The sequence below is a fragment of the Brevibacterium sp. UCMA 11754 genome, assembly GCF_021532275.1.
Taxonomy (GTDB): Bacteria; Actinomycetota; Actinomycetes; order Actinomycetales; family Brevibacteriaceae; genus Brevibacterium.
The window spans coordinates 340,328-359,153 of record NZ_JACBOT010000031.1 but is presented as its reverse complement, the minus strand read 5'-3'; the positions used below and the strand labels follow the sequence as shown (position 1 = coordinate 359,153).

The following is an 18,826-nucleotide window of genomic DNA, read 5'->3' as shown; positions in this document are numbered from 1 at the left end:
GACATCGGTTCCAGGACTGAGGCGTCGCTGCCACGACTGAGACATCGGTGCGGAGCGGTCGGCACTCGGCATATATTGGGACGATGACCTCAAGAGATTTCTCCCACGCACCAGAAACCGTCCTCGTCGAAGCGGGTCGTCCGCAACGCTCGAACGGTTCGTCGGTGAACCCTCCCATCGAACTGTCCTCGACCTTCGTCGGCAGCGGAGAGATCGACCATTCCGACCATGTCTACGGGCGATTCTCGACTCCGGCCTGGACCCCGTTCGAAGAGGCACTGGCTGAACTCGAACATGCCGAACTGCCCGGCCTGGTCTTCGGATCGGGTCTGGCGGCGATCGCCGCTGCGCTCAGCCTGGTCCCACGCGGCGGCACTCTGATCATGCCTCAGCACTGCTACCAGGGGTCACTGGAGTCCGCGGGCGAGGTCGCCGAGCGCAGCGGATTCGATTTCGTCACCGTCGACATCGCCGACACCGGCGCCGTCGTCAGCGCACTCGATGACGTTGCTGCCGCCTCGGCGGTGCTGTGGATCGAATCTCCGACCAACCCGATGCTCGAAGTCGCTGACACACCCGCGCTCATCTCCGCTGCGCGCGATCGCGGCATCCTGACCGTTGTCGACAACACCTTCGCGACTCCGCTCCTGCAGACGCCGCTTGATCTGGGCGCGGACGTCGTCATCCACTCCGTCACCAAATACCTCGCCGGGCACTCGGATGTCGTCCTCGGCGCGGCGCTGACCAGTAACGAAGACCTTCACAAGCGGCTTCAAAGTGAACGCTCACTGCGCGGAGCCATCGCCGGACCATTCGAGGTCTGGTTGGCGCTGCGGGGCCTGCGGACGCTGTCGGTGCGCATGGAACGAGCCCAGGCCAATGCGGCACTGATCGCCGAACGGCTGAGTTCGCATCCCAACGTCGTCGAGACCCGTTACCCGGGTCTGCCCGGCGACCCCGGGCATGAGCGCGCGGCAGCGCAGATGACGGGATTCGGTGCTGTGGTCGCCTTCTGCACGGAGACCGCGCAGCAGGCCACCGCCGTCGCCGAGGCGGTCCGGGTGTGGACGCCGGCCACTTCCCTGGGTGGAGTGGAGTCCCTCATCGAACGCCGTCGGCGCAATGCCTCGGAACCGGAGTCGGTCCCCGAGGGGCTGCTGCGTCTGAGCGTGGGCATTGAGCACGCCGACGACCTGTGGAACGACCTCGACGCAGCCCTCCGGGCTGCGCACGGCGCCTGATGGCAGATCCGTTCGTGCTTGACCGCCCGGGGCTTCAGGACCTGGACGAGGTGTTCGAGATCTACAGCGACCCCCGCGTGTGGGCACATTTTCCCAGCGGCCGGATGATCAAGCGGGAGGAGGCCGAGGCGTACCTGCTGACCCGCATCGCTGATTGGGAGATCGACGGGCTCGGATCATGGATCGTCCGTGAGTCGGAAGACGGGCCGGTGTTGGGGATGTGCGGCTGCGGCGTCAGGCGCATGCCCTTGGCTGATGAGTGGAACCCGGATCGGATCGAGGCCTATTGGAACTTGGGGTACCGCTTCCGCCCCGAGGTCCAGGGCCGCGGCTACGCCAGTGAGATCTCTCGTCTGGCCGTTGCTCGGGCCCAGGAGCTCAAGCCTGAACTGCCTGTCATCGCCTACCTCCTCGAGCACAATGCGGCCTCACGGAAAGTGGTCGAGAAGGTCGGTCTGAGTCTGCAGCATCGAGCTCCCGACGCCGGCAATCCCGATCCGCAGGCGATGCGCCTGGTCTACGCTGACCGGCCCCTGACCGGGACCCAGCTGGCGGCTGCGCTGATCTGAGCACGACGCTGGACTGCTCTAGGCGCGCTGCTTGGCTGAGCGGATGACGCGACGGCGCATCAGGGGTACGGTGGTGACCGAAACGCACTTCTACGTCCTGTAGAAGTCAGGCGGGAGGGAGCGATCATGGATGGGCCCGGGATGAGCGGACTGATGTGGCACCCGACGCTCCCGCCGACGTTCCAGCGGGTCATCGACTGGCATCCGCAGCCGATCCCCATCATCGTCATTCTCGCGGCTTTCGGTCTGGTGCTGTATGCCTTCTGTGTGTGGCTGCTGCACCGCCGCGGAGTGTCGTGGCCGGTCTCGCGACTCATCTGGTGGAGCCTGGGCATCGCCACCGTCATCCTCGTCGATGGCACAGCTTTGAATGGCTATGGCATGGCGATGTTCAGCATGCACATGATCCAGCACATGATTCTGTCGATGCTCAGCCCCATCCTGTTGGTCTTGGGGGCACCGATCACGCTGATGCTGCGTGTCCTTCCGGCCGGGTCGGGGCGATGGAATGCGCGCCGTGTGATCCTCGCAATCGTCCACAGTCCCGTCATGCGCGTGCTGACCAACCCGGTGGTGACGACCGTGTTGTTCCTGATGAGCTTGTACGGGTTGTACTTCACGCCTGCCTTCGACTGGCTGATGTCGACGATGTGGGGCCATAACCTGATGTTCATCCACTTCGTGGCCATTGGGATGCTCTACTTCTGGAACATCTTCGGAATCGACCCCTCGCCGCGAACGAGCAGCAAGCGGCAAGTGCGCATCGATCCCACCGTGGTTCAGGTCTTCGAGATAGTGGCCACCATCCCCTTCCACGCATTCTTCGGCGTTGTCGTGATGATGTCGACGACATTGCTCACGAGCTTCTACAACATGCCGATGTGGGGCATCGATCCATTGAAGGACCAGTTCCTCGGAGGAGGCATCGCGTGGGCCTTCACGGAGATCCCGACGCTGATCATGCTCGGCGTGCTGGTGTTCAAATGGCAGCGATCGGATGAACGCCTGAGTCGCCGCCTCGATCGCCAAGCTGCTAGGGACGGTGACGCAACGCTGCGGGACTACAACGCCTATTTGGCCTCGCTGTCTGAGGCAGACCAACATGACAGCCGCCACCAGGCGTGACCACTGTGGCCCGGCAGGACCACCTTCCGCAGGCGCTTCTGAGACTGTGACCCAGGTCAACTTAACGTGCGTTAAAGTTGGAGGAAAGATCAATCATCCAGCGCCAACTAAGAGGAGTCGCTTTGACCTCGAGTGTTCTCACCGACCTGCGAGATGGGGTCGTGACTGTCACGATCAATCGCCCCGAAAGCCTGAACGCACTGACCAAGGAGGCCATGGAGGCGCTCGGAGACGCCGTCGCCGAGGCGGCCACCACAGCCCGCGTGCTCATCATCACCGGCAATGACCGGTCCTTCAGCTCAGGCGCCGACCTGCACGGGTCGGTGCAAGGGGGAGGGCTAGGGCTTGATCGGGCCAATGCCATCATCCGATCGCTCATCGATCTGCCGATTCCGACCATCGCCGCGGTCTCCGGCCCGGCCGCGGGTATCGGCTGCTCCCTGGCCCTGGCCTGCGATTACACCGTGATGAGCGAAGAGTCCTATCTGATGCTGGCCTTCACCAAAATCGGGCTCATGCCCGACGGCGGAGCAACAGCACTCGTGGCAGCCTCGGCGGGCCGGCATCGAGCCATGAAGATGGCCCTGACGGCACAGAAGGTGTGGACGAAGGAGGCTGCGGATTGGGGCCTGGCCAGTCTGGTCACTCCGGCAGGTGAGCACCTGAGCCGGGCGCAGGAGATAGCGGCGCAGTGGGCTCAGGGCGCACCTCTGGCCTTCGCGGCCTCGAAAGAAGCCATCAACGCGGCGACACTGACCGAACTTGACGATTCATTCGATCGGGAGCTCAAAGGACAGACTGACCTGCGGGCGAGTAAGGACTTCGCCGAGGGAGTCGCTGCATTCATTGAGAAGCGCGGACCGAACTTCAGCGGCGAATAGCCGACGGGCTCGGAACTCGAAGCGCACACGTTTCTAATTGGTAACGTTGCGGCGAAAGTTGTGAGCTGTATCACTTGCCGGGATAGTCTGACGATGAAAATAGTCCGGATATCTGCACGGCACCTCCACCCCAGCACGACCACCATGACAAAAGGAGTCTCATGCTTACAGGCATTCCATCCACTCTCGGTGACAGCTACCAGCTCAACACCACCACCCTGATCCGCCATGCAGCGACCTTCTTCGGCGAATCAGAGGTCGTCTACCGCCGATCGGACGGGTCCTGGGGCCGCTCCAACTACGCCGATGAGTACAAGCGGATGGCCCAGCTGGCACATGGCCTGGACGAACTCGGCGTGGGCGCAGGCTCCATGGTCGGCGTCATCGACTGGAACTCCCGCCGTCACCTCGAGCTGTACTTCTCGGTCCCCGGCGTGGCCGCGACCATGCTCCAGCTCAACCTGCGTCTGGCCCCCGAAGACCTCGCCTACGTGGTCAGCCACTCGAAGTCCGACTGGATCTTCGTTGACGAATCACTCCTCCACGTCGCCGAGGCACTTGCCCCGAAGCTCGACGTCAAGGGCTGGGTCGTCATGACCGACAAGCCCGCTTCGGAGATCGAGACATCTCTGGAGAACGTCGTCTTCTACGAGGACCTCATCGCCGACAAGCCTGAGACCTACGACTGGCCCGTCGTCGACGAGAAGACCGCCGCCTACGCAGGCTACACGACCGGAACCACAGGCCGACCCAAGGGCGTCTACTACTCCCACCGCTCGATCTACCTGCACACGATGGGCGGACTGGCAGCGCTGCAGGCGACCTTCGACGACTGCGTCATGCCGATCACCCCCATGTTCCACGTGCTCTCCTGGGGCTTCCCGCAAAACGCAGTGGCCGCCGGCGCCAAGCTCGTCCTGCCCGGCAAGTTCGCGGCCGAAGAGTTCGGCGCCATCGGCCAGGCCTTCATCGAAGAGAAGGTGACGCTGGCCAACGGTGCGCCTGCGATCTTCACCCCGATGCTGGCGATGATGAAGAGCATGCCGACCCCGCCTGACCTGAGCGGCGTTCGCCTCGTCTCCGGATCCTCCGAGCCGCCGCTGTCGATGATGCGCGGGTTCAAGGAGATCACCGGCGCCGAGGTGATCCACGGCTACGGTGCCACCGAAACCACTCCACTGGCCACCACGAACTGGCGCCTGAAGTCCGGCATGAACCTCAGCGAAGAGGAGAAGTGGGACCTCAAGCGCTACCAGGGTCTGCCGATCATCGGCGTCGATCTCAAGATCGTTGACCCGACCGGCCAGGAGATGCCCCGTGATGGGAAGTCTGTGGGCGAGATCGTCATGCGCGGCCCGTGGATCACTGAGTCCTACTACCAGCTGCCCGACAATGCGGACCGGTTCATCGACGGATGGTGGCGCTCGGGCGATGTCGGTGTCATCGACCAGCATGGTTATCTCAAGATCACAGACCGCCTCAAGGACGTCATCAAGTCCGGCGGCGAGTGGATCTCCTCGATCGATATGGAGAACGCGATCCTCGACAGCCCCAACGTCAAGGAAGCAGCCGTCATCGGAGTCCCCGATGAGAAGTGGGATGAGCGTCCTGTGGCCTATGTCGTGGCCAATGACGGCGCCGAGGTGACCCGTGAGTCCATCATCGAAACGCTGAGTGAGCGCTTCGCCAAGTGGCAGATGCCTGATGAGGTCAACGTCGTTGCGGAGATGCCTCGCACGTCGGTCGGGAAGCTCGACAAGAAGCTGCTGCGCAAGAATTGGGAAGAGAAGTGACCTGAGCAACCAGGCCAAAGAGACCGCGAGGTCAGGCTTCCTTCCTCGAAGCGCGGGTGTTCAATCGAAACTCGGTTGAACACCCGCGTTCGTCGGTTCGGCGTGCGGTTTTCGATCAAATCAGCGTCTGGGGTAAAGGTGCCGGACTGCCCCCGAGCACCTCGCCGGCCGTCCGGAGGGTTTCGCCTCCCCGAGGCTGCATGTTCACCCTTTCCGCACCGTTCACCTTTTCCTCAGCTCTTGCCTGTTCTGCGGGGTCGTGTCTGATCCTCGCTCCCGCCTTTCACTCGCACTCGTAATTGAATTCTTCTCTTTAGCGTATAAGCGCAGTAGATGAATTTGGATAGCATTTGATTGCGTTTGATGCTGGATAGATGCATAATGATGGAATGTTCCGGGTGCTGACAACCAAGCAACTGTGCGAGCTCGACATGCCGCGACAGCATGTGGCTGAGGCTGTCGGGTGCTGTCTGTACAAGGTGCGACGGGGATATTTCGTCCTCAGGGGCCGGTGCGACCAGGAGCATCATGCTGTGCTCGCACCGTTGTCATCTGAGCCAGGGACCACGTTCCCGAAATTTCATGGTGACATCAGAGACGAGATCGAGCGGTTGCGGCTGCAGATATCGACCCGACGTGACACTGTGCTGCCCGGCGATGTCTTCTCGCATGTTTCGGCGGCGCTCCTTCACGGCCTTGATCCGGTGATCACCGGGACGAGGAAAGTAGAGGTCTCCAGGGGCACAGTCACTCGGAACTATCCTGGCATGTTCGTGTACTCGCGCAAGCTCGAAGTCTCTGATGTCGCTGAGGGTTTCAGCTATCCGATTACCACCTTGAGCCGCACTCTCGCAGACATCGCTCTCGATCACAGTCTTGAAGTCTCTGTTCCCTTGATTTCACAGGCGATGAGAGATCGCGGGGTGAGTACCGATGAAGTTCGCAGGTATTTGAGGAACGGGAGGCGTGGCCTGCGTCGGGCGCAAGTGGCGTTGGAACTCTCGGGCGCGGTATACGAAGCGCCGTCCGAGTCATTTTGTGCAGTCAAGTTCCACAGACACGGGATCACCGGGATGGTGCCTCAGGTTGATGTTCGCTCCGCCGCAGGTGGGCTCATTGGGCGCAATGATTTTCAACACGACACGGTTCCAGTCATAGTCGAGGTTCACGGAGTGGGGAAATACTATCTCCACCCTGATGGTCCTGATGAAGCTGCGAAGCAGAACCATCAGCGCCACATGAATCTTCTCAATGCCGGATACCAAGTCTTCAATCTGACATTCGGTGACCTATTTCGCCCGGGAAGCTTCACTGCGATCAAAAACTGCATCGATGCGCTGATGATCAAGCATCAGCGGCAGGCCCTGGCTGAGCGAGTCAACTAAGATCTACGCTGAACTGAGGCCGCCAATTTGGGTCAGGCAAGTTGAGAGCTGATGCAACGTCGCATCGAAACACGGTGTCTGTCCCGAATATCGGTTGTGCACTTAGCTGTCTCAGGTCGACGCCCGTTTTTCGGGGAAGCCGCCTGGCGCCCGACGTGTTTCTCGGCGAGCCGGGCGCGTGTCAGCGCTGTACCCGAGTTGCGGGGTGCGTGCCGCGGCTCGGCTAGCTGCTGTGCAGCGGCTGGTTCACGGGCATTCCTCCGCCGTTGTCGCGATAGATGAAAGCCGCGCGAGACTCTACCCGCGTGGTTCAAGGGTGGGGAGGCAGGCGGGCGGGTGCCCACTCAGGGGAGGCAGGCAGGCGGGCACCCACTCAGGAGAGGTAAGGCAGGCGGGCGGGTGCCCACTCAGGAGAGGCAGGCGGGCACCCACTTGCAGGCGGGTGCGCCCTCACGGGTGGTGGAGCAGGTACGTTCCGCCCTTGAGGCAGGTGTCGAGGACCCAGCCGTCGGCGACGAGCGCGGTCAGCGAATCGCGCAGTGCCTTCCGCCACCGTGAGGCGAGCTCGGCATCCTGGCCGCGCAGCGTCTCGATGTCGGAGGGAATGTCGAGGGAGACCAGACTGGCTTCCTTAGGCACCTCGGCAACCAGCGGTTCACCGTTGTCGTCACTGCGCAGACATTCGAAGGCATCGTCCGCCTCGGCGAGCGTGGCTCTGGCCGGCTTGTCGAGCGGCCACGATACGACCATGCGGTCGCTGGCCTGACCGGCATTGACGCCGTCGCGCATCTGCCCGTAGAAGTCCTCGAGGTATTCGACCATTCCCACTCCCAGTCGCTGGAAGTTGAAGTAGGCGTTGCGTGCCACCAGCGGATCGAAGGTCCAGGTCATCTCCGTGATGCCGAGGTTGAGGCACCACAGGCGCTGATGCAGCTTCATCGCAGACCCGGCGCCGCGGCCGATGATCTGATGCCGCACACCGGCGATGTGAGAGTGCATGACCGTTCCCAGCGGCTGGCCGAAGAAGCCGATCGTCACCCCGATCATCTCGTCGGGTTCGTCGAGGCTGTAGGCGGCCGAGACGTAGTTTCCTGCATGGGCGAAGGCGACGATGAGTCCGGGCTCGAGCACATTGGTGCCCGTCTCGTCGACGCTCCACACCTCGTCGAGCAGGAGGGCGGCTTCGGCGGCTTCGGCGGCGGTGTGGATCTCGCGCACCTCGATCCGGGCGGTGTCAGCTGCGGCCGCATACTCATCCTCGGCCAGGGCAATGATCTCCGAGTCCACTATGGTCAATCCATCGCGCGGTGTCATGGTGACATTGTGCCACCGAACAGCCCGGCTTGACGTGCCCGAACATCGATATCTGAAGCATCTGTGCTGGTGCCGGCGGGTGACGTCGAAGAGCAACCGGCAGGTATAGCCTTAAGATATGAGCTTCTGCGTTGCTGTCATAGGGGCCGGGACGATCGGCCATTCATTCGCTTGGCTGTTCGCCCGATCGGGTTACCCGGTCCAGGTCTTCGACCCCAGACCCGACCTCGCCGAGGTGGTCGCCGAGTTGCAGGCCGCCGTCAGTGCCGATGCTGCCGCCCACGAAATGCTCGCCTCCGAACTCGGGTCCATCAGCCTCGCCGAATCGGTCGAGGCCGCGGTGGCTGGGGCCTCGTTCGTGCAGGAATCGGGGCCCGAGGATCCCCAGGCCAAGCCGAAGCTGTTCGCCCAGATCGCGGCAGCGGCCCCGATCGACGCGGTCTTCGCGAGCTCCTCGTCGACCATCCCTGCATCTTTGATCGCTCGGCATCTGCCAGCGGAAGTCGCAGCCCGCGTCATCGTCGGTCATCCATTCAACCCACCTCACCTGATGCCGCTCGTCGAGGTGGTGCCGGCCCCGGCGACGAGTCCGAACACGGTCGAACGCGCCCTTGAGTTCTACCGCAGCTGCGGGCGCGAACCCGTGGCGCTGAATCGCGAAGTGCGCGGCTTCGTCGGAAATCGTCTCCAGAACGCACTGATGAAGGAAGCGATCTCGCTGGTGGAGAACGGAGTCATCTCAGCCCCCGACCTCGACGCGGTGATGAAGAATTCTTTGGGCCTGCGATGGTCCGCGGTGGGGCAGTTCGAAGCGATGCACCTCGGCGGGGGAGAGAAGGGCATCCGAGGTTTCATGCACCACATCGGAACCTCGTTCGCTGAGATCGGCGAGCTTCCACTCGACCTCAGCGATGAGGGCATGACCGATGTCTATGCCCAGGTGGAACAGGCCTACGGCAAGACCCCGAGTCCGGCCGGCGCCGAGGCGCGTGATCGTGCTCAGCGTGCGGTGCTCGAATCGCGTGGTCACGGTGGTGCGCACTCGGAGGGGGCGACGCCTGCGCACGACTGACGCGGGTCCGAAGCGCAGTGACGCGTGAGGCGAGTGTCTGGTGCCATGCCGCACGCGCCCGAGCGGCAAGCCGTTTGCTCAGACTGCGGCTTGGTAGAAGTAGGTCGTGCGTTCGGCGATGAGGCCCTCGGTGTCGAAGAGGAAGAAGTCGGCGAAGCCCACGGAGGTTTCCGTGCCATCCTTGAGTCGGCCGGTGAAGACCCCGCGGCTGGACGCGCGGTCGCCGTCGATGAGAATCTCGGTCAGCGAATGCGCACCCGATTCGATGACGCGCTCACCGTGGTAGAACTCGGTGATCTGCGTTCCGATCATGGTCGGATATCCGGGCCGATCGTAGTGACCTTCGGCCGCGAAGAGCGCCGAGGTGGCTCCCGCGTCTCCGGCATCGACGGTGGAATAATAGCGCTTCACGAGTTCAGTCACACTGTCCATGGCAACACAGTAACAGCGATCACACTCGAGCCTGCGCTCACAGGGTGGGATGGGGAATTGCCGCCGAGGTGATTGGGCCATAGCGTGGGAGATGAATCCATTCGTCGATCGGTGCCGGAGATTCGGTTCCACGCCGTTGGATCGAGGTCAACAACCCCCGCAGAAATGAGGCTCGACATGTCCACCATGTATCGCGTGACCAACCCGGCAACCGGCGAAGTGGCCGAAGAATTCGCCACAGCGACCGACTCAGAGATCCTGGCCGCACTCGATCGATCCGCGACCACCTTCACCGAATGGAGTCAGACTTCCGTGGCCGACCGCGCCGCGATCCTCGTCCGCGTCTCCGAAATCTACGCGGAGCGGGCCGAAGAGCTGGCGAAGGTCATCCAGATGGAGATGGGCAAGGCAGTCCCCGAAGGCAAGGGCGAGGTCGGACTGAGCTCCGCCATCTACCGCTACTTCGCCGACAACGCCGAAGCCTTCATGGCCGATGAACCCCTGCGCGGGCCCGATGACGGAACCGCGATGATCCGCCGCAAGCCGGTCGGATCACTGCTGGGCATCATGCCTTGGAACTTCCCCTACTACCAGGTCGCACGCTTCGCAGCGCCCAACCTGGCCCTGGGCAACACGATCCTGCTCAAGCACGCCCCGCAGTGCCCCCGTTCGGCTCAGATCATGGAAGAGATCTTCATCGAAGCCGGACTGCCCGAGGGTGCCTACATCAACATCTATGCGAGCAATGAGCAGGTCGCAGACATCATCCTGCCCGACCCACGCAACCACGGAGTGTCCCTGACCGGTTCCGAGCGCGCAGGTTCGGCTGTGGCCGCCGAAGCCGGTAAGAACCTCAAGAAGGTCGTCCTCGAGCTCGGCGGATCCGACCCCTACATCCTCCTCGACACCGCCGATGTGGAGAAGAGCGCGAACACCTTCTTCAAGACGCGCATGGGCAACACCGGGCAGGCCTGCAATTCTCCCAAGCGCATGATCGTCATGGATGACGTCTACGACGAGTTCCTGTCATCGATCACCGAGGCGGCCAAGAAGTTCACCCCCGAAACCCCCGGTGCTGAAGGTTCCCGCCTGTCCCCGCTGTCATCGACTGCGGCTGCCGATCGCTTCATCGAGCAGGTTCAGGACACGGTCAAGGACGGCGCCACTCTGCTCGCCGGCGGCAAGCGCTACGACGGTGGCGGCGCCTTCGTCGAACCTGTCGTCCTCGCCGATGTGGAGAAGGGTATGCGCGGCTACTACGAAGAGCTTTTCGGTCCCGCCGTCATCGTCTACCGAGTCAGCAGCGAGGAAGAGGCCGTCGAGATGGCCAATGACACCCCGTTCGGACTCGGCGCCGCTGTGTTCTCCAACGACCTGGAGCGGGCAGAGCGTGTCGGTTCCCAGATCGACTCCGGAATGATCTTCCTCAACACACCCGAAGGCACGCGCGAGTACCTGCCCTTCGGCGGGGTCAAGCGCTCCGGCGTCGGACGCGAGCTGGGACCGTTGGCCATGGATGAGTTCGTCAACAAGCAGATGGTGTTCAAGAAGAGCTGAGGCTGAACTCCTGACGCACCACGTCGTCTGAGCCGCCTGCCACTCTCAGAGCGCTGATCGCAGAGTCGATCAGCGCTCTGATTGTAAGCTGAGGACACACACATTCTTTTCTCAGCAGGAGGATCTCATGTCGGCACCGAAGCCGTCGCCCCAGGTCAACGCCGCGGCCTCACAAGGGTTCATGCGTCCGATCAACCGCTTCCTCGAACAGTGGATTCCGTCAGCGCTGACGTTCGCCATCGTTCTCACCCTCATCGTCGCCGTCCTGGCGTTCATCCTCACCGGGGCCAGTCCGGTCGATGTTGTCACCGGCTGGGGCGAGGGACTGGCAGGACTCCTCGAGTTCATGACTCAGATGTGCCTCATCCTGCTGCTGGGCCACATTCTCGCGAACACCGGACCGGTGCAGAAGCTGCTGACATGGCTGGCTCGAGTTCCCGGCAACCCGGCCTTCGCCTATGTCTTCGTCTTCCTCGTGGCTGCGATCGCCAGCCTCATCACGTGGGGCCTCGGCCTTGTCGTCGGTGCCCTGCTGGCGCGTGAGATCGCCGTGCAGGCGCGCAGCCGCGGATACAGGGTCCACTTCCCGCTGCTCGTCGCCGCCGGGTACTCGGGCTTCGTGGTCTGGCACATGGGCTACTCCGGTTCGGGCCCGCTGACCGCAGCAACACCCGATTCCTTCCTGGCGAAGTCGCTGGGCGGTGAAGTCATCCCCGTCAGCGAGACCATCTTCTCTACCTGGAACCTACTCGCCATCCTCGGCGTCATCGTCGTCTGTGGGGCTCTCTTCTACCTCATCGCGCCGAAGAAGGATGCACCCGTCTACGAGTTGCCTGAGTCGATCACCTCCGAATCGAGATCCACTTTCGACGAAGAGGTCGTCACACCCGCCGACCGCATCGACGCCTCGCGGATCCTCACTCTCATCGTCGGCCTGGCACTCGTGATCTACCTGATCATCCACTTCACCCAGGGCGGAGGACTGACCCTCGACATCGTCAACTGGTCCTTCCTCGCGCTCATCTTCCTGCTCGTGAAGAATCCCTTCGAACTCATCCACCTGACGAAGGAAGCCGCCTCGAACGTCGGCGAGATCCTGCTCCAGTTCCCCCTCTACGCAGGAATCCTGGGCATCATGTCCGGCACCGGCCTCATCGCCGTGTTCTCCGACGCTCTCGTCTCGATCGCGAACCCGACGACCTTCGGCGTCCTCGCGCTGCTCTCGGCAGGACTGGTCAACTTCTTCGTCCCTTCGGGCGGTGGACAGTTCGCGGTCCAGGGGCCGATCATGCTCGACGCCGCCAACCAGTTGGGAGTCGATCCGTCGATCGCGATCATGGCGGTCTCCTACGGTGATCAGTGGACGAACATGCTGCAGCCTTTCTGGGCTCTGCCGGTGCTGGCCATCGCGGGGCTGAAGATGCGTGACATCCTCGGCTACACCTCGGTGACTTTCATCGGATCCGGGGTCGTCATGGCCCTGGCTCTGTTCCTCGTCTCCCTGTGAGCCGAGGCGGATTCGAAAGGGAATGAGCGAAGAGGCGTCCCGGCGCTGTGATGGCCACAAGGTGCCTGGTGAGGTCACAGTTTGCCCTCTATCCGGTTACCAACGGTTACGATATGGTAGCCTGCATGGTTGGTCTTCACCGGGAGCCCGGTGTGCAGAAACAGGGAAATCGATGTGGACGCGAAGTCGTCCGCTGAAGGAGTGAGCCGATGACAGCCACAGTGGACAAACCCGCCAAATCGCCGAAGGACGGTGTGAAGAAGGCTCTGCCGCCGGTGAACAAGCCGGTCTTCATCGCTGCGGCCCTCGGCACTCTGGCCATCACACTCTGGGCTTTCTTCGCTCCGGCCAACGCCGAGGCTGTTCTCGGTGCCGTCGTCGGCTGGACTTCGGACTGGTTCGGTTGGTTCTATGTCCTACTCGTGGCCGCCGTCCTCGTCTTCGTCATCTACCTCGCCGCGTCCAAATACGGAAACACGAAGCTCGGCCCCGAACATTCGAAACCCGAATACGGGCTGCTGGCCTGGGCCTCGATGCTCTTCGCCGCAGGCATCAGCACCGACCTCATGTTCTTCGCCGTGGCTGAACCAGTCACCCAATATCTGGCACCACCGAGCACGGAACCCGAAACAGTCGAGGCCGCCCGTGAGGCCACCGTCTGGACCCTGTTCCACTACGGCATCAGCGGTTGGGGACTCTACGCCCTCATGGGCATCGCCCTGGCCTACTTCGCCTACCGAATGAACATGCCGTTGGCGATCCGCTCCGCACTCGCCCCACTCTTCGGCAAGCGCGTCCACGGCGGACTGGGCGACACCGTTGACTTCGCAGCGCTTCTGGGCACCGTCTTCGGTGTGGCCACCTCATTGGGCATCGGTGTGGTCATGGTCAACGTCGGTCTCAACACGGTCTTCGGCCTCCCCATCGGTGTGGGCTCTCAGATCGGCATCGTCGTCGTCGGCGTCGCTGTTGCAACGCTCTCGGCCGTCTCCGGCGTCGACAAAGGCATCAAGTTCCTCTCGATCCTCAATGTCTTCCTGGCAGTGGCACTGAGCCTCTGGGTCTTGGTCGCAGGTAACACCAAATTCCTGCTCAACGCCTTCGTCCTCAACGTCTTCGACTTCGTGCGGATGTTCCCGAACATGGCGGGACAGACCTTCGCCTTCGAAGACACCGGAACGTGGATGACCGACTGGACGCTGTTCTTCTGGGCTTGGTGGATCGCCTTCGCCTCATTCGTCGGTCTGTTCCTTGCCCGTATCTCGCGCGGCCGCACGATCCGTCAGTTCGTCCTCGGCACCCTGACGATCCCGTTCATCTACATCTTCATGTGGATCTCGATCTACGGAAACTCCGCCCTCGACCTCATCCGCAACGGCGACAAGGAGTTCGGTGAGAAGACGATGGTCAACCCCGAGGGCGGGTTCTATGAGCTGCTCTCGAACTACCCTGGATTCTTCGTCATCGCCGCACTCGCGACGATCACCGCGCTGCTGTTCTACGTCACCACGGCCGACTCCGCTGCACTCGTCATGGCCAACCTCTCATCGCGCCTGCCGACCCCGCAGGACGACGGCCGGCCGGGACTGCGCATCTTCTGGGCTCTGTCTACCGGTGCGCTGACGATTGCCATGCTCATCGTCGGCGGTGTCGGGGCATTGCAGAACGCAACCGTCGTGATGGGTCTGCCGTTCGCCTTCGTCGTCATCCTCGTGATGGTCGGTCTGTACAAGGCGCTGCGGGTCGAGGCACACCGAGTCGACAGCGTCTCTCAGAGTCTGCCCGGTTCCCTGGCAAGACGCTCGCGCACAGTCGACGGTCATGAGCCTTGGCAGCGTCAGCTCGGTCGAGTCCTGTCCTTCCCCAGTGGGAACAAGGCACGCGACTTCGAACGCGACGTCCTGTTGCCCACCTTCGAAGAGGTCGTGGCAGAGATGGTCGAGCGCGGTGTCGACGCCCACTGCGGTCGAGTCGACACAGAAGGCGTGTTCGTCGAAGACGGTGAACTCATCCAACTCGAAGTCGACGGCAAGGGCGAATACCCGTTCCGCTATCAGATCTGGCCGCACAAGGTCAGTGTTCCTTCGTTCGGCGGACACATCCCGCGCGGAACCGAGGACTACTTCCGGATGGAGGTCTACCTCGACGGTGGGACCGGTCAGGGATACGACATCATGGGCTACTCGAAGGAACAGCTCATCGACGACATCCTCGATAAGTACGGTCGTCACGTGGAGTTCCTGCAGATGCAGGAGAACATCGCTCACCCCGACGACTGACATCGTCTGCACCCTGTCCCCGGTCCAGCCATCTGCCCTCGAGGTTGACGGCCGTGCCGGGGACAGCTGTCTTTCTCGGGGCGGTTGCCTATGATCTGGCAGCCACTGTCTGTGATCGGGCAACCACGGTCAGCGCCGGCGCAGGCCCTCCACACATGTCCGCAGGGTGCGAGCGACCGAGAGCGCGGTGAGACCACTGGTTGCCGGGTTCTCCGGGCTCGGCGTCGACGAGATCGAGAATGCGAAGTCACCTCCCGATCCGCTCGCGGTGATCTCATGATGTGAGTCCACCTGACTGGGATCAGCCCGGATCTCCACCTTCGTCCGGTGCAGAGCCTCCTCCATCAGCTCGTCATCGTCGGCTGCGTCGAACCCGAGCCCACGCGTCGCCCAGGCAAGCGCGACGGTGATGTTGACGTTGGCCGGGAATCTCACGATCGCCTCGGCGGGGGAACCGGTGAAGATGGTCTGCGCTCCATCTGCCGGGGTCAGCTCATTGAGCCGGCGAACCTCCTCGGCGTCCATCCACGGTTGGATGAGACCGGTCGGGGCCTTGGCCGTCCTGATCGACACGTCGTCTAGGGCCTGTGCCTGAGCAGCGGCCTCAAGGACGTCGAGCCCGCCGATCGCCCCATTCGTCACATGCAGCTCGCCCGGACCGGCCAGAAGCGCCTGCCTGGTCGGCCGATGCGCGAGGGCACCGACGCTGGTGAGAATGATCGGAGTGCCAGCAGCCACCACGGCCGGACCATAGGCTTTGGCAGCTGGAACCCCCGCACATTCGACCACGACATCGGCCGTGAGCTCGGCCCAGCGCGGGTCCTCAGGATGCTCGACCTCAATGAGATCGGCCCCCAGGCCCCGATGCTCGACGTGCTTATCGAGGTCCCGGACCAGCGCTGTCAGCCTCAGCCGCCCACTCGAAATCTCCGGATGCAGCAGCCGCGCGACATGTCGCCCGATCGCACCGAACCCGATCATCGCCACCGTTGCCACTTCCCGCTCTGGACTCATGAGATCAGGGTACACATCGGCACGGACACGCAATGTCAGTGCGCCGGGGTACCGTAACGGTGTGGATGGGCGAGGCAGTGGAGAGGGACCGATGACAGAGACGAATGCCGGCGATGGAACAGCCGCCGACGGCGCGGTGGCAGGCGAGGACGGGCTCGCCCGAACTCCGTGGGCCTATGGTGACCCGCTGCTGCGCACGTACTACGACACCGAATGGGGTCTGCCCGTTCGGGACGAATCCGGGATGTTCGAACGATTGAGCCTCGAAGGATTCCAGGCCGGATTGTCGTGGCTGACGATTCTGAAGAAGCGTGAACGCTTCCGACAGGTCTTCAAGGACTTCGACGCCGAGGTGGTCGCCGAGTTCGGTGAGACCGACATCGAATCCCTGCTCGCCGATGCAGGAATCATCCGGCATCGCGGCAAGATCGAAGCCTGCATCGGCAACGCCAAGGCAACATTGGCGATGCGCGAGGAAGGTGGCCTCGGCGATTTCATCTGGAGCTTTCAGCCGGAGACCACACCGCACCCCCGCGCGCTGAGCGAGATTCCCACCACGAGTCCCGAGTCTCTGGCGCTGTCGAAGGCGCTGAAGAAGAAGGGGTTCCGGTTCGTGGGACCGACCACCATGTATGCGCTCATGGAGGCGGTCGGTATGGTTGACACGCACGTCCTCGGGTCCCACCGCCGAGGTGTCTCCGGAGTCTGGAAGGACTGACGGAGAGGCTGACGAAAGACTGATGAAAGGCTGGAATGAACGATATCCGAGTCAGCGCACTCGTCCTGCTGCACCCATTCGAACCTCTTCTCCTCATGGTTCGCAAGGAGGGCACGACGTCGTTCATGCTTCCCGGCGGCAAACCCGAATCCGGTGAGAGCGCCGAGGCGACGATCATCAGGGAGATCAGCGAAGAACTGGGCCTGGCGCTGGAGGCCGGCCGCCTGTCCCCTCTGGGCACCTTCGCCGCGGATGCGGCCAATGAAGCCGACCACAGAGTGATCGGGGACGTGTTCTGCTATGAGGGTCTGCCTGCTGAACTCGACGTCGATCGCATCAACCATCAGGCCGAGATCGCTGAGGCTGCGTGGTTTCCCTACGCCCCGATGCCGGTCGACACCGATGAGCGTCAGTTCGCTCCATTGACTCGTCTGCAGGTCATTCCCGCGTTGGAAGCCCGAGGCCTGCTCGCGCGGTGAGGTTCGCGCGGTGAGGTTCGCGCGGTGAGCCTCAGACGCCCCCGCGTTGGAACGCCAGTTCGAGGACGAACAGGTGGACGGCGTGCCCCAGCACCAGGCCGGCGGTGAGGAAGCTGAGGACGATATCGAAGACACCGAAATCCGTGTAGGCCGGAGGGTCAACATACCCGGGGGACTGCAGCAATGTGGAACCGATGACGGTTGATCCCACCAGGATTGCGATCAGACCACTCGTCGACAGTTTTCCCACCGCGGCGAAGGCCAGCAGCAGTGCTGTCAGGAGGAGGACCAGCAGCGCCATCAGGTCGTAGCCGGGTCCGAGTCGAACCACCTCCTGCCACAGGTTTCCGTAGATGATTGAGCTGTCTGATTCCGACTCGTAGTAGGGGAAGAACGTCAGCGAGATTACCAGCAGGCACAGCGGTCCGTAGAAGCGGGCGTAGACGGCGTTGGTTCGCGTGATCCGTGAGTTGAGGAGCTCGGCTCGGATCATCTGCTCGGGCAGAGTCATGTGCTGTCTGTCCTTACTGTCGGTCATCGCTCGTCGACTTCGGTGACCTTCGTGCCACGACGACGGTCGCTGCTGAGGCGAAGACGAGGGTGAGCATGCTCAGGCCGATGCCGAGGACCGAGAGTCCCGGACTCGGCGGGACCTGAATACCGTTCCTTGCCTGAGGTCCGATGCTTCCCACCTGTGTCGTGGCCCCGCCGGTGCCGGCGCCGGTATCGGCACCGGTGTCTGTATCGCTGGCTGGGATGACGGGCAGGACCGAGAACGATTCGCTCAAGTGTTCTTCGTCCATGCTCTGCTCCGACGAGATCTCAGCCTGGTAGCCGCCGGCGTAGGTGTTGAGCGGTCGGCCGGGTGGGCCGCCGATTGGAAACGTCACCGTTCCATCGGCTCGAGCTCGTCTTCTGTCGTGGATGGTCTCGATGCCTCTCGGTGTGGATGCGATGTCGAGCCGCACCTCCTCACCTGGAAGGAAGCCCGTGGCCGTGATGGTCACCGCTTGGTTGTCGGTGATGAAGTCGGTGGTGGCGAGGGCCCGTGGGCTGACGTCGACGACCGACGGCACTCCGTCTGCGTATTCGTCGGCCGCCGCTGGGCCAGGTTGCAGGGTGGTTCCCAGAATGCAGGCGGCGGCCGTGATGGCCAAGGGGATCCGCCATTTCGGTGGGCGCATGTGTATTCTCCAAACGAATGTCGAATGTGATTGTTCAGATGTGATTGGGTTCTGATTGAATTCGTCCGCAGGCATTGAAATGGATCATTGCCTCGGGAAAAGAGAACTGTGGTGGAATTTGACCACAATGATTTCTCGGAATAGTCGCGGTGCTGCTTAGGCGATTGCTAAGAAAGCTACAGTTCGACGATCGCAGGAGACAAGGAAAGGACAAGACTCACGACTCATGCCCGCGAAAAGCCGCGTGACAATATGATTTTCGCGGACACGTCGGGT

The 18,826-nt window shown here is 62.6% G+C and carries 17 protein-coding genes; 12 read left to right on the top strand and 5 right to left on the bottom strand.

Annotated elements, in window-relative coordinates:
- Positions 1 to 83: 83 nt before the first annotated feature.
- From HX613_RS18615 to HX613_RS18590, 6 genes are all read left to right on the top strand, one after another.
- Positions 84 to 1,241: a trans-sulfuration enzyme family protein gene (locus HX613_RS18615; RefSeq protein WP_235346700.1), complete on the top strand. Its 1,158-nt coding sequence runs from the start codon at positions 84 to 86 to the stop codon at positions 1,239 to 1,241.
- Positions 1,241 to 1,810 (top strand): GNAT family N-acetyltransferase, encoded by a 570-nt coding sequence (locus tag HX613_RS18610; protein ID WP_235346699.1) that lies wholly within the window; start codon positions 1,241 to 1,243, stop codon positions 1,808 to 1,810. Before HX613_RS18615 ends, HX613_RS18610 begins: the two co-directional genes overlap by 1 nt.
- A 126-nt stretch (positions 1,811 to 1,936) precedes the next feature.
- Positions 1,937 to 2,935: a cytochrome c oxidase assembly protein gene (locus HX613_RS18605; RefSeq protein WP_235346697.1), complete on the top strand. Its 999-nt coding sequence runs from the start codon at positions 1,937 to 1,939 to the stop codon at positions 2,933 to 2,935.
- 122 nt (positions 2,936 to 3,057) lie between these two features.
- On the top strand, positions 3,058 to 3,816 hold the full coding sequence (locus tag HX613_RS18600; RefSeq protein ID WP_235346696.1) for an enoyl-CoA hydratase: 759 nt from the start codon (positions 3,058 to 3,060) through the stop codon (positions 3,814 to 3,816).
- Between the two features lie 161 nt (positions 3,817 to 3,977).
- Positions 3,978 to 5,609: a long-chain-fatty-acid--CoA ligase gene (locus HX613_RS18595; RefSeq protein ID WP_235346695.1), complete on the top strand. Its 1,632-nt coding sequence runs from the start codon at positions 3,978 to 3,980 to the stop codon at positions 5,607 to 5,609.
- A 389-nt stretch (positions 5,610 to 5,998) separates the two neighbouring features.
- Entirely contained in the window at positions 5,999 to 6,994 is a 996-nt protein-coding gene (locus tag HX613_RS18590) for a hypothetical protein (protein WP_235346694.1), read from the top strand.
- A 450-nt stretch (positions 6,995 to 7,444) separates the two neighbouring features.
- Here the strand turns inward: HX613_RS18590 and HX613_RS18585 are convergent, their stop codons facing one another.
- Positions 7,445 to 8,308, bottom strand: a complete 864-nt coding sequence (locus tag HX613_RS18585; protein WP_235346693.1) for a hypothetical protein — start codon at positions 8,306 to 8,308, stop codon at positions 7,445 to 7,447.
- A gap of 118 nt (positions 8,309 to 8,426) precedes the next feature.
- Here HX613_RS18585 and HX613_RS18580 point away from each other — a divergent pair, with 118 nt between their 5' ends.
- A complete protein-coding gene (locus HX613_RS18580) occupies positions 8,427 to 9,380 on the top strand; it encodes a 3-hydroxyacyl-CoA dehydrogenase NAD-binding domain-containing protein (protein WP_235346692.1) in 954 nt (317 codons plus the stop codon).
- A gap of 78 nt (positions 9,381 to 9,458) precedes the next feature.
- On the opposite strand, the gene HX613_RS18575 is transcribed toward HX613_RS18580, so the two are convergent.
- Positions 9,459 to 9,812: a nuclear transport factor 2 family protein gene (locus tag HX613_RS18575; protein ID WP_143920515.1), complete on the bottom strand. Its 354-nt coding sequence runs from the start codon at positions 9,810 to 9,812 to the stop codon at positions 9,459 to 9,461.
- A gap of 177 nt (positions 9,813 to 9,989) precedes the next feature.
- On the opposite strand from HX613_RS18575, the gene HX613_RS18570 reads away from it, so the two are divergent.
- From HX613_RS18570 to betT, 3 genes are all read left to right on the top strand, one after another.
- On the top strand, positions 9,990 to 11,369 hold the full coding sequence (locus HX613_RS18570; RefSeq protein ID WP_235346690.1) for an NAD-dependent succinate-semialdehyde dehydrogenase: 1,380 nt from the start codon (positions 9,990 to 9,992) through the stop codon (positions 11,367 to 11,369).
- Between the two features lie 127 nt (positions 11,370 to 11,496).
- Positions 11,497 to 12,876: a short-chain fatty acid transporter gene (locus HX613_RS18565; protein WP_235346689.1), complete on the top strand. Its 1,380-nt coding sequence runs from the start codon at positions 11,497 to 11,499 to the stop codon at positions 12,874 to 12,876.
- Positions 12,877 to 13,085: 209 nt separating this feature from the next.
- Positions 13,086 to 15,155 carry a choline BCCT transporter BetT gene (gene betT / locus HX613_RS18560; protein ID WP_235346688.1) on the top strand — a complete coding sequence of 690 codons (2,070 nt, stop codon included), beginning with the start codon at positions 13,086 to 13,088 and terminating at the stop codon, positions 15,153 to 15,155.
- A 129-nt stretch (positions 15,156 to 15,284) separates the two neighbouring features.
- Here the strand turns inward: betT and HX613_RS18555 are convergent, their stop codons facing one another.
- On the bottom strand, positions 15,285 to 16,169 hold the full coding sequence (locus HX613_RS18555; RefSeq protein WP_235346687.1) for an aspartate dehydrogenase domain-containing protein: 885 nt from the start codon (positions 16,167 to 16,169) through the stop codon (positions 15,285 to 15,287).
- A 91-nt stretch (positions 16,170 to 16,260) separates the two neighbouring features.
- On the opposite strand from HX613_RS18555, the gene HX613_RS18550 reads away from it, so the two are divergent.
- Together HX613_RS18550 and HX613_RS18545 are read left to right on the top strand one after the other, a co-directional pair.
- Positions 16,261 to 16,887: a DNA-3-methyladenine glycosylase I gene (locus HX613_RS18550; RefSeq protein ID WP_235346686.1), complete on the top strand. Its 627-nt coding sequence runs from the start codon at positions 16,261 to 16,263 to the stop codon at positions 16,885 to 16,887.
- Positions 16,888 to 16,922: 35 nt separating this feature from the next.
- Complete coding sequence (locus HX613_RS18545; RefSeq protein WP_235346685.1) at positions 16,923 to 17,366, top strand: NUDIX hydrolase; 444 nt, start codon at positions 16,923 to 16,925, stop codon at positions 17,364 to 17,366.
- A gap of 31 nt (positions 17,367 to 17,397) precedes the next feature.
- Here the strand turns inward: HX613_RS18545 and HX613_RS18540 are convergent, their stop codons facing one another.
- Together HX613_RS18540 and HX613_RS18535 are read right to left on the bottom strand one after the other, a co-directional pair.
- On the bottom strand, positions 17,398 to 17,877 hold the full coding sequence (locus tag HX613_RS18540) for a hypothetical protein (RefSeq protein ID WP_235346683.1): 480 nt from the start codon (positions 17,875 to 17,877) through the stop codon (positions 17,398 to 17,400).
- Positions 17,878 to 17,890: 13 nt separating this feature from the next.
- Positions 17,891 to 18,550, bottom strand: a complete 660-nt coding sequence (locus HX613_RS18535; RefSeq protein ID WP_235346682.1) for a hypothetical protein — start codon at positions 18,548 to 18,550, stop codon at positions 17,891 to 17,893.
- Positions 18,551 to 18,826: the final 276 nt, after the last annotated feature.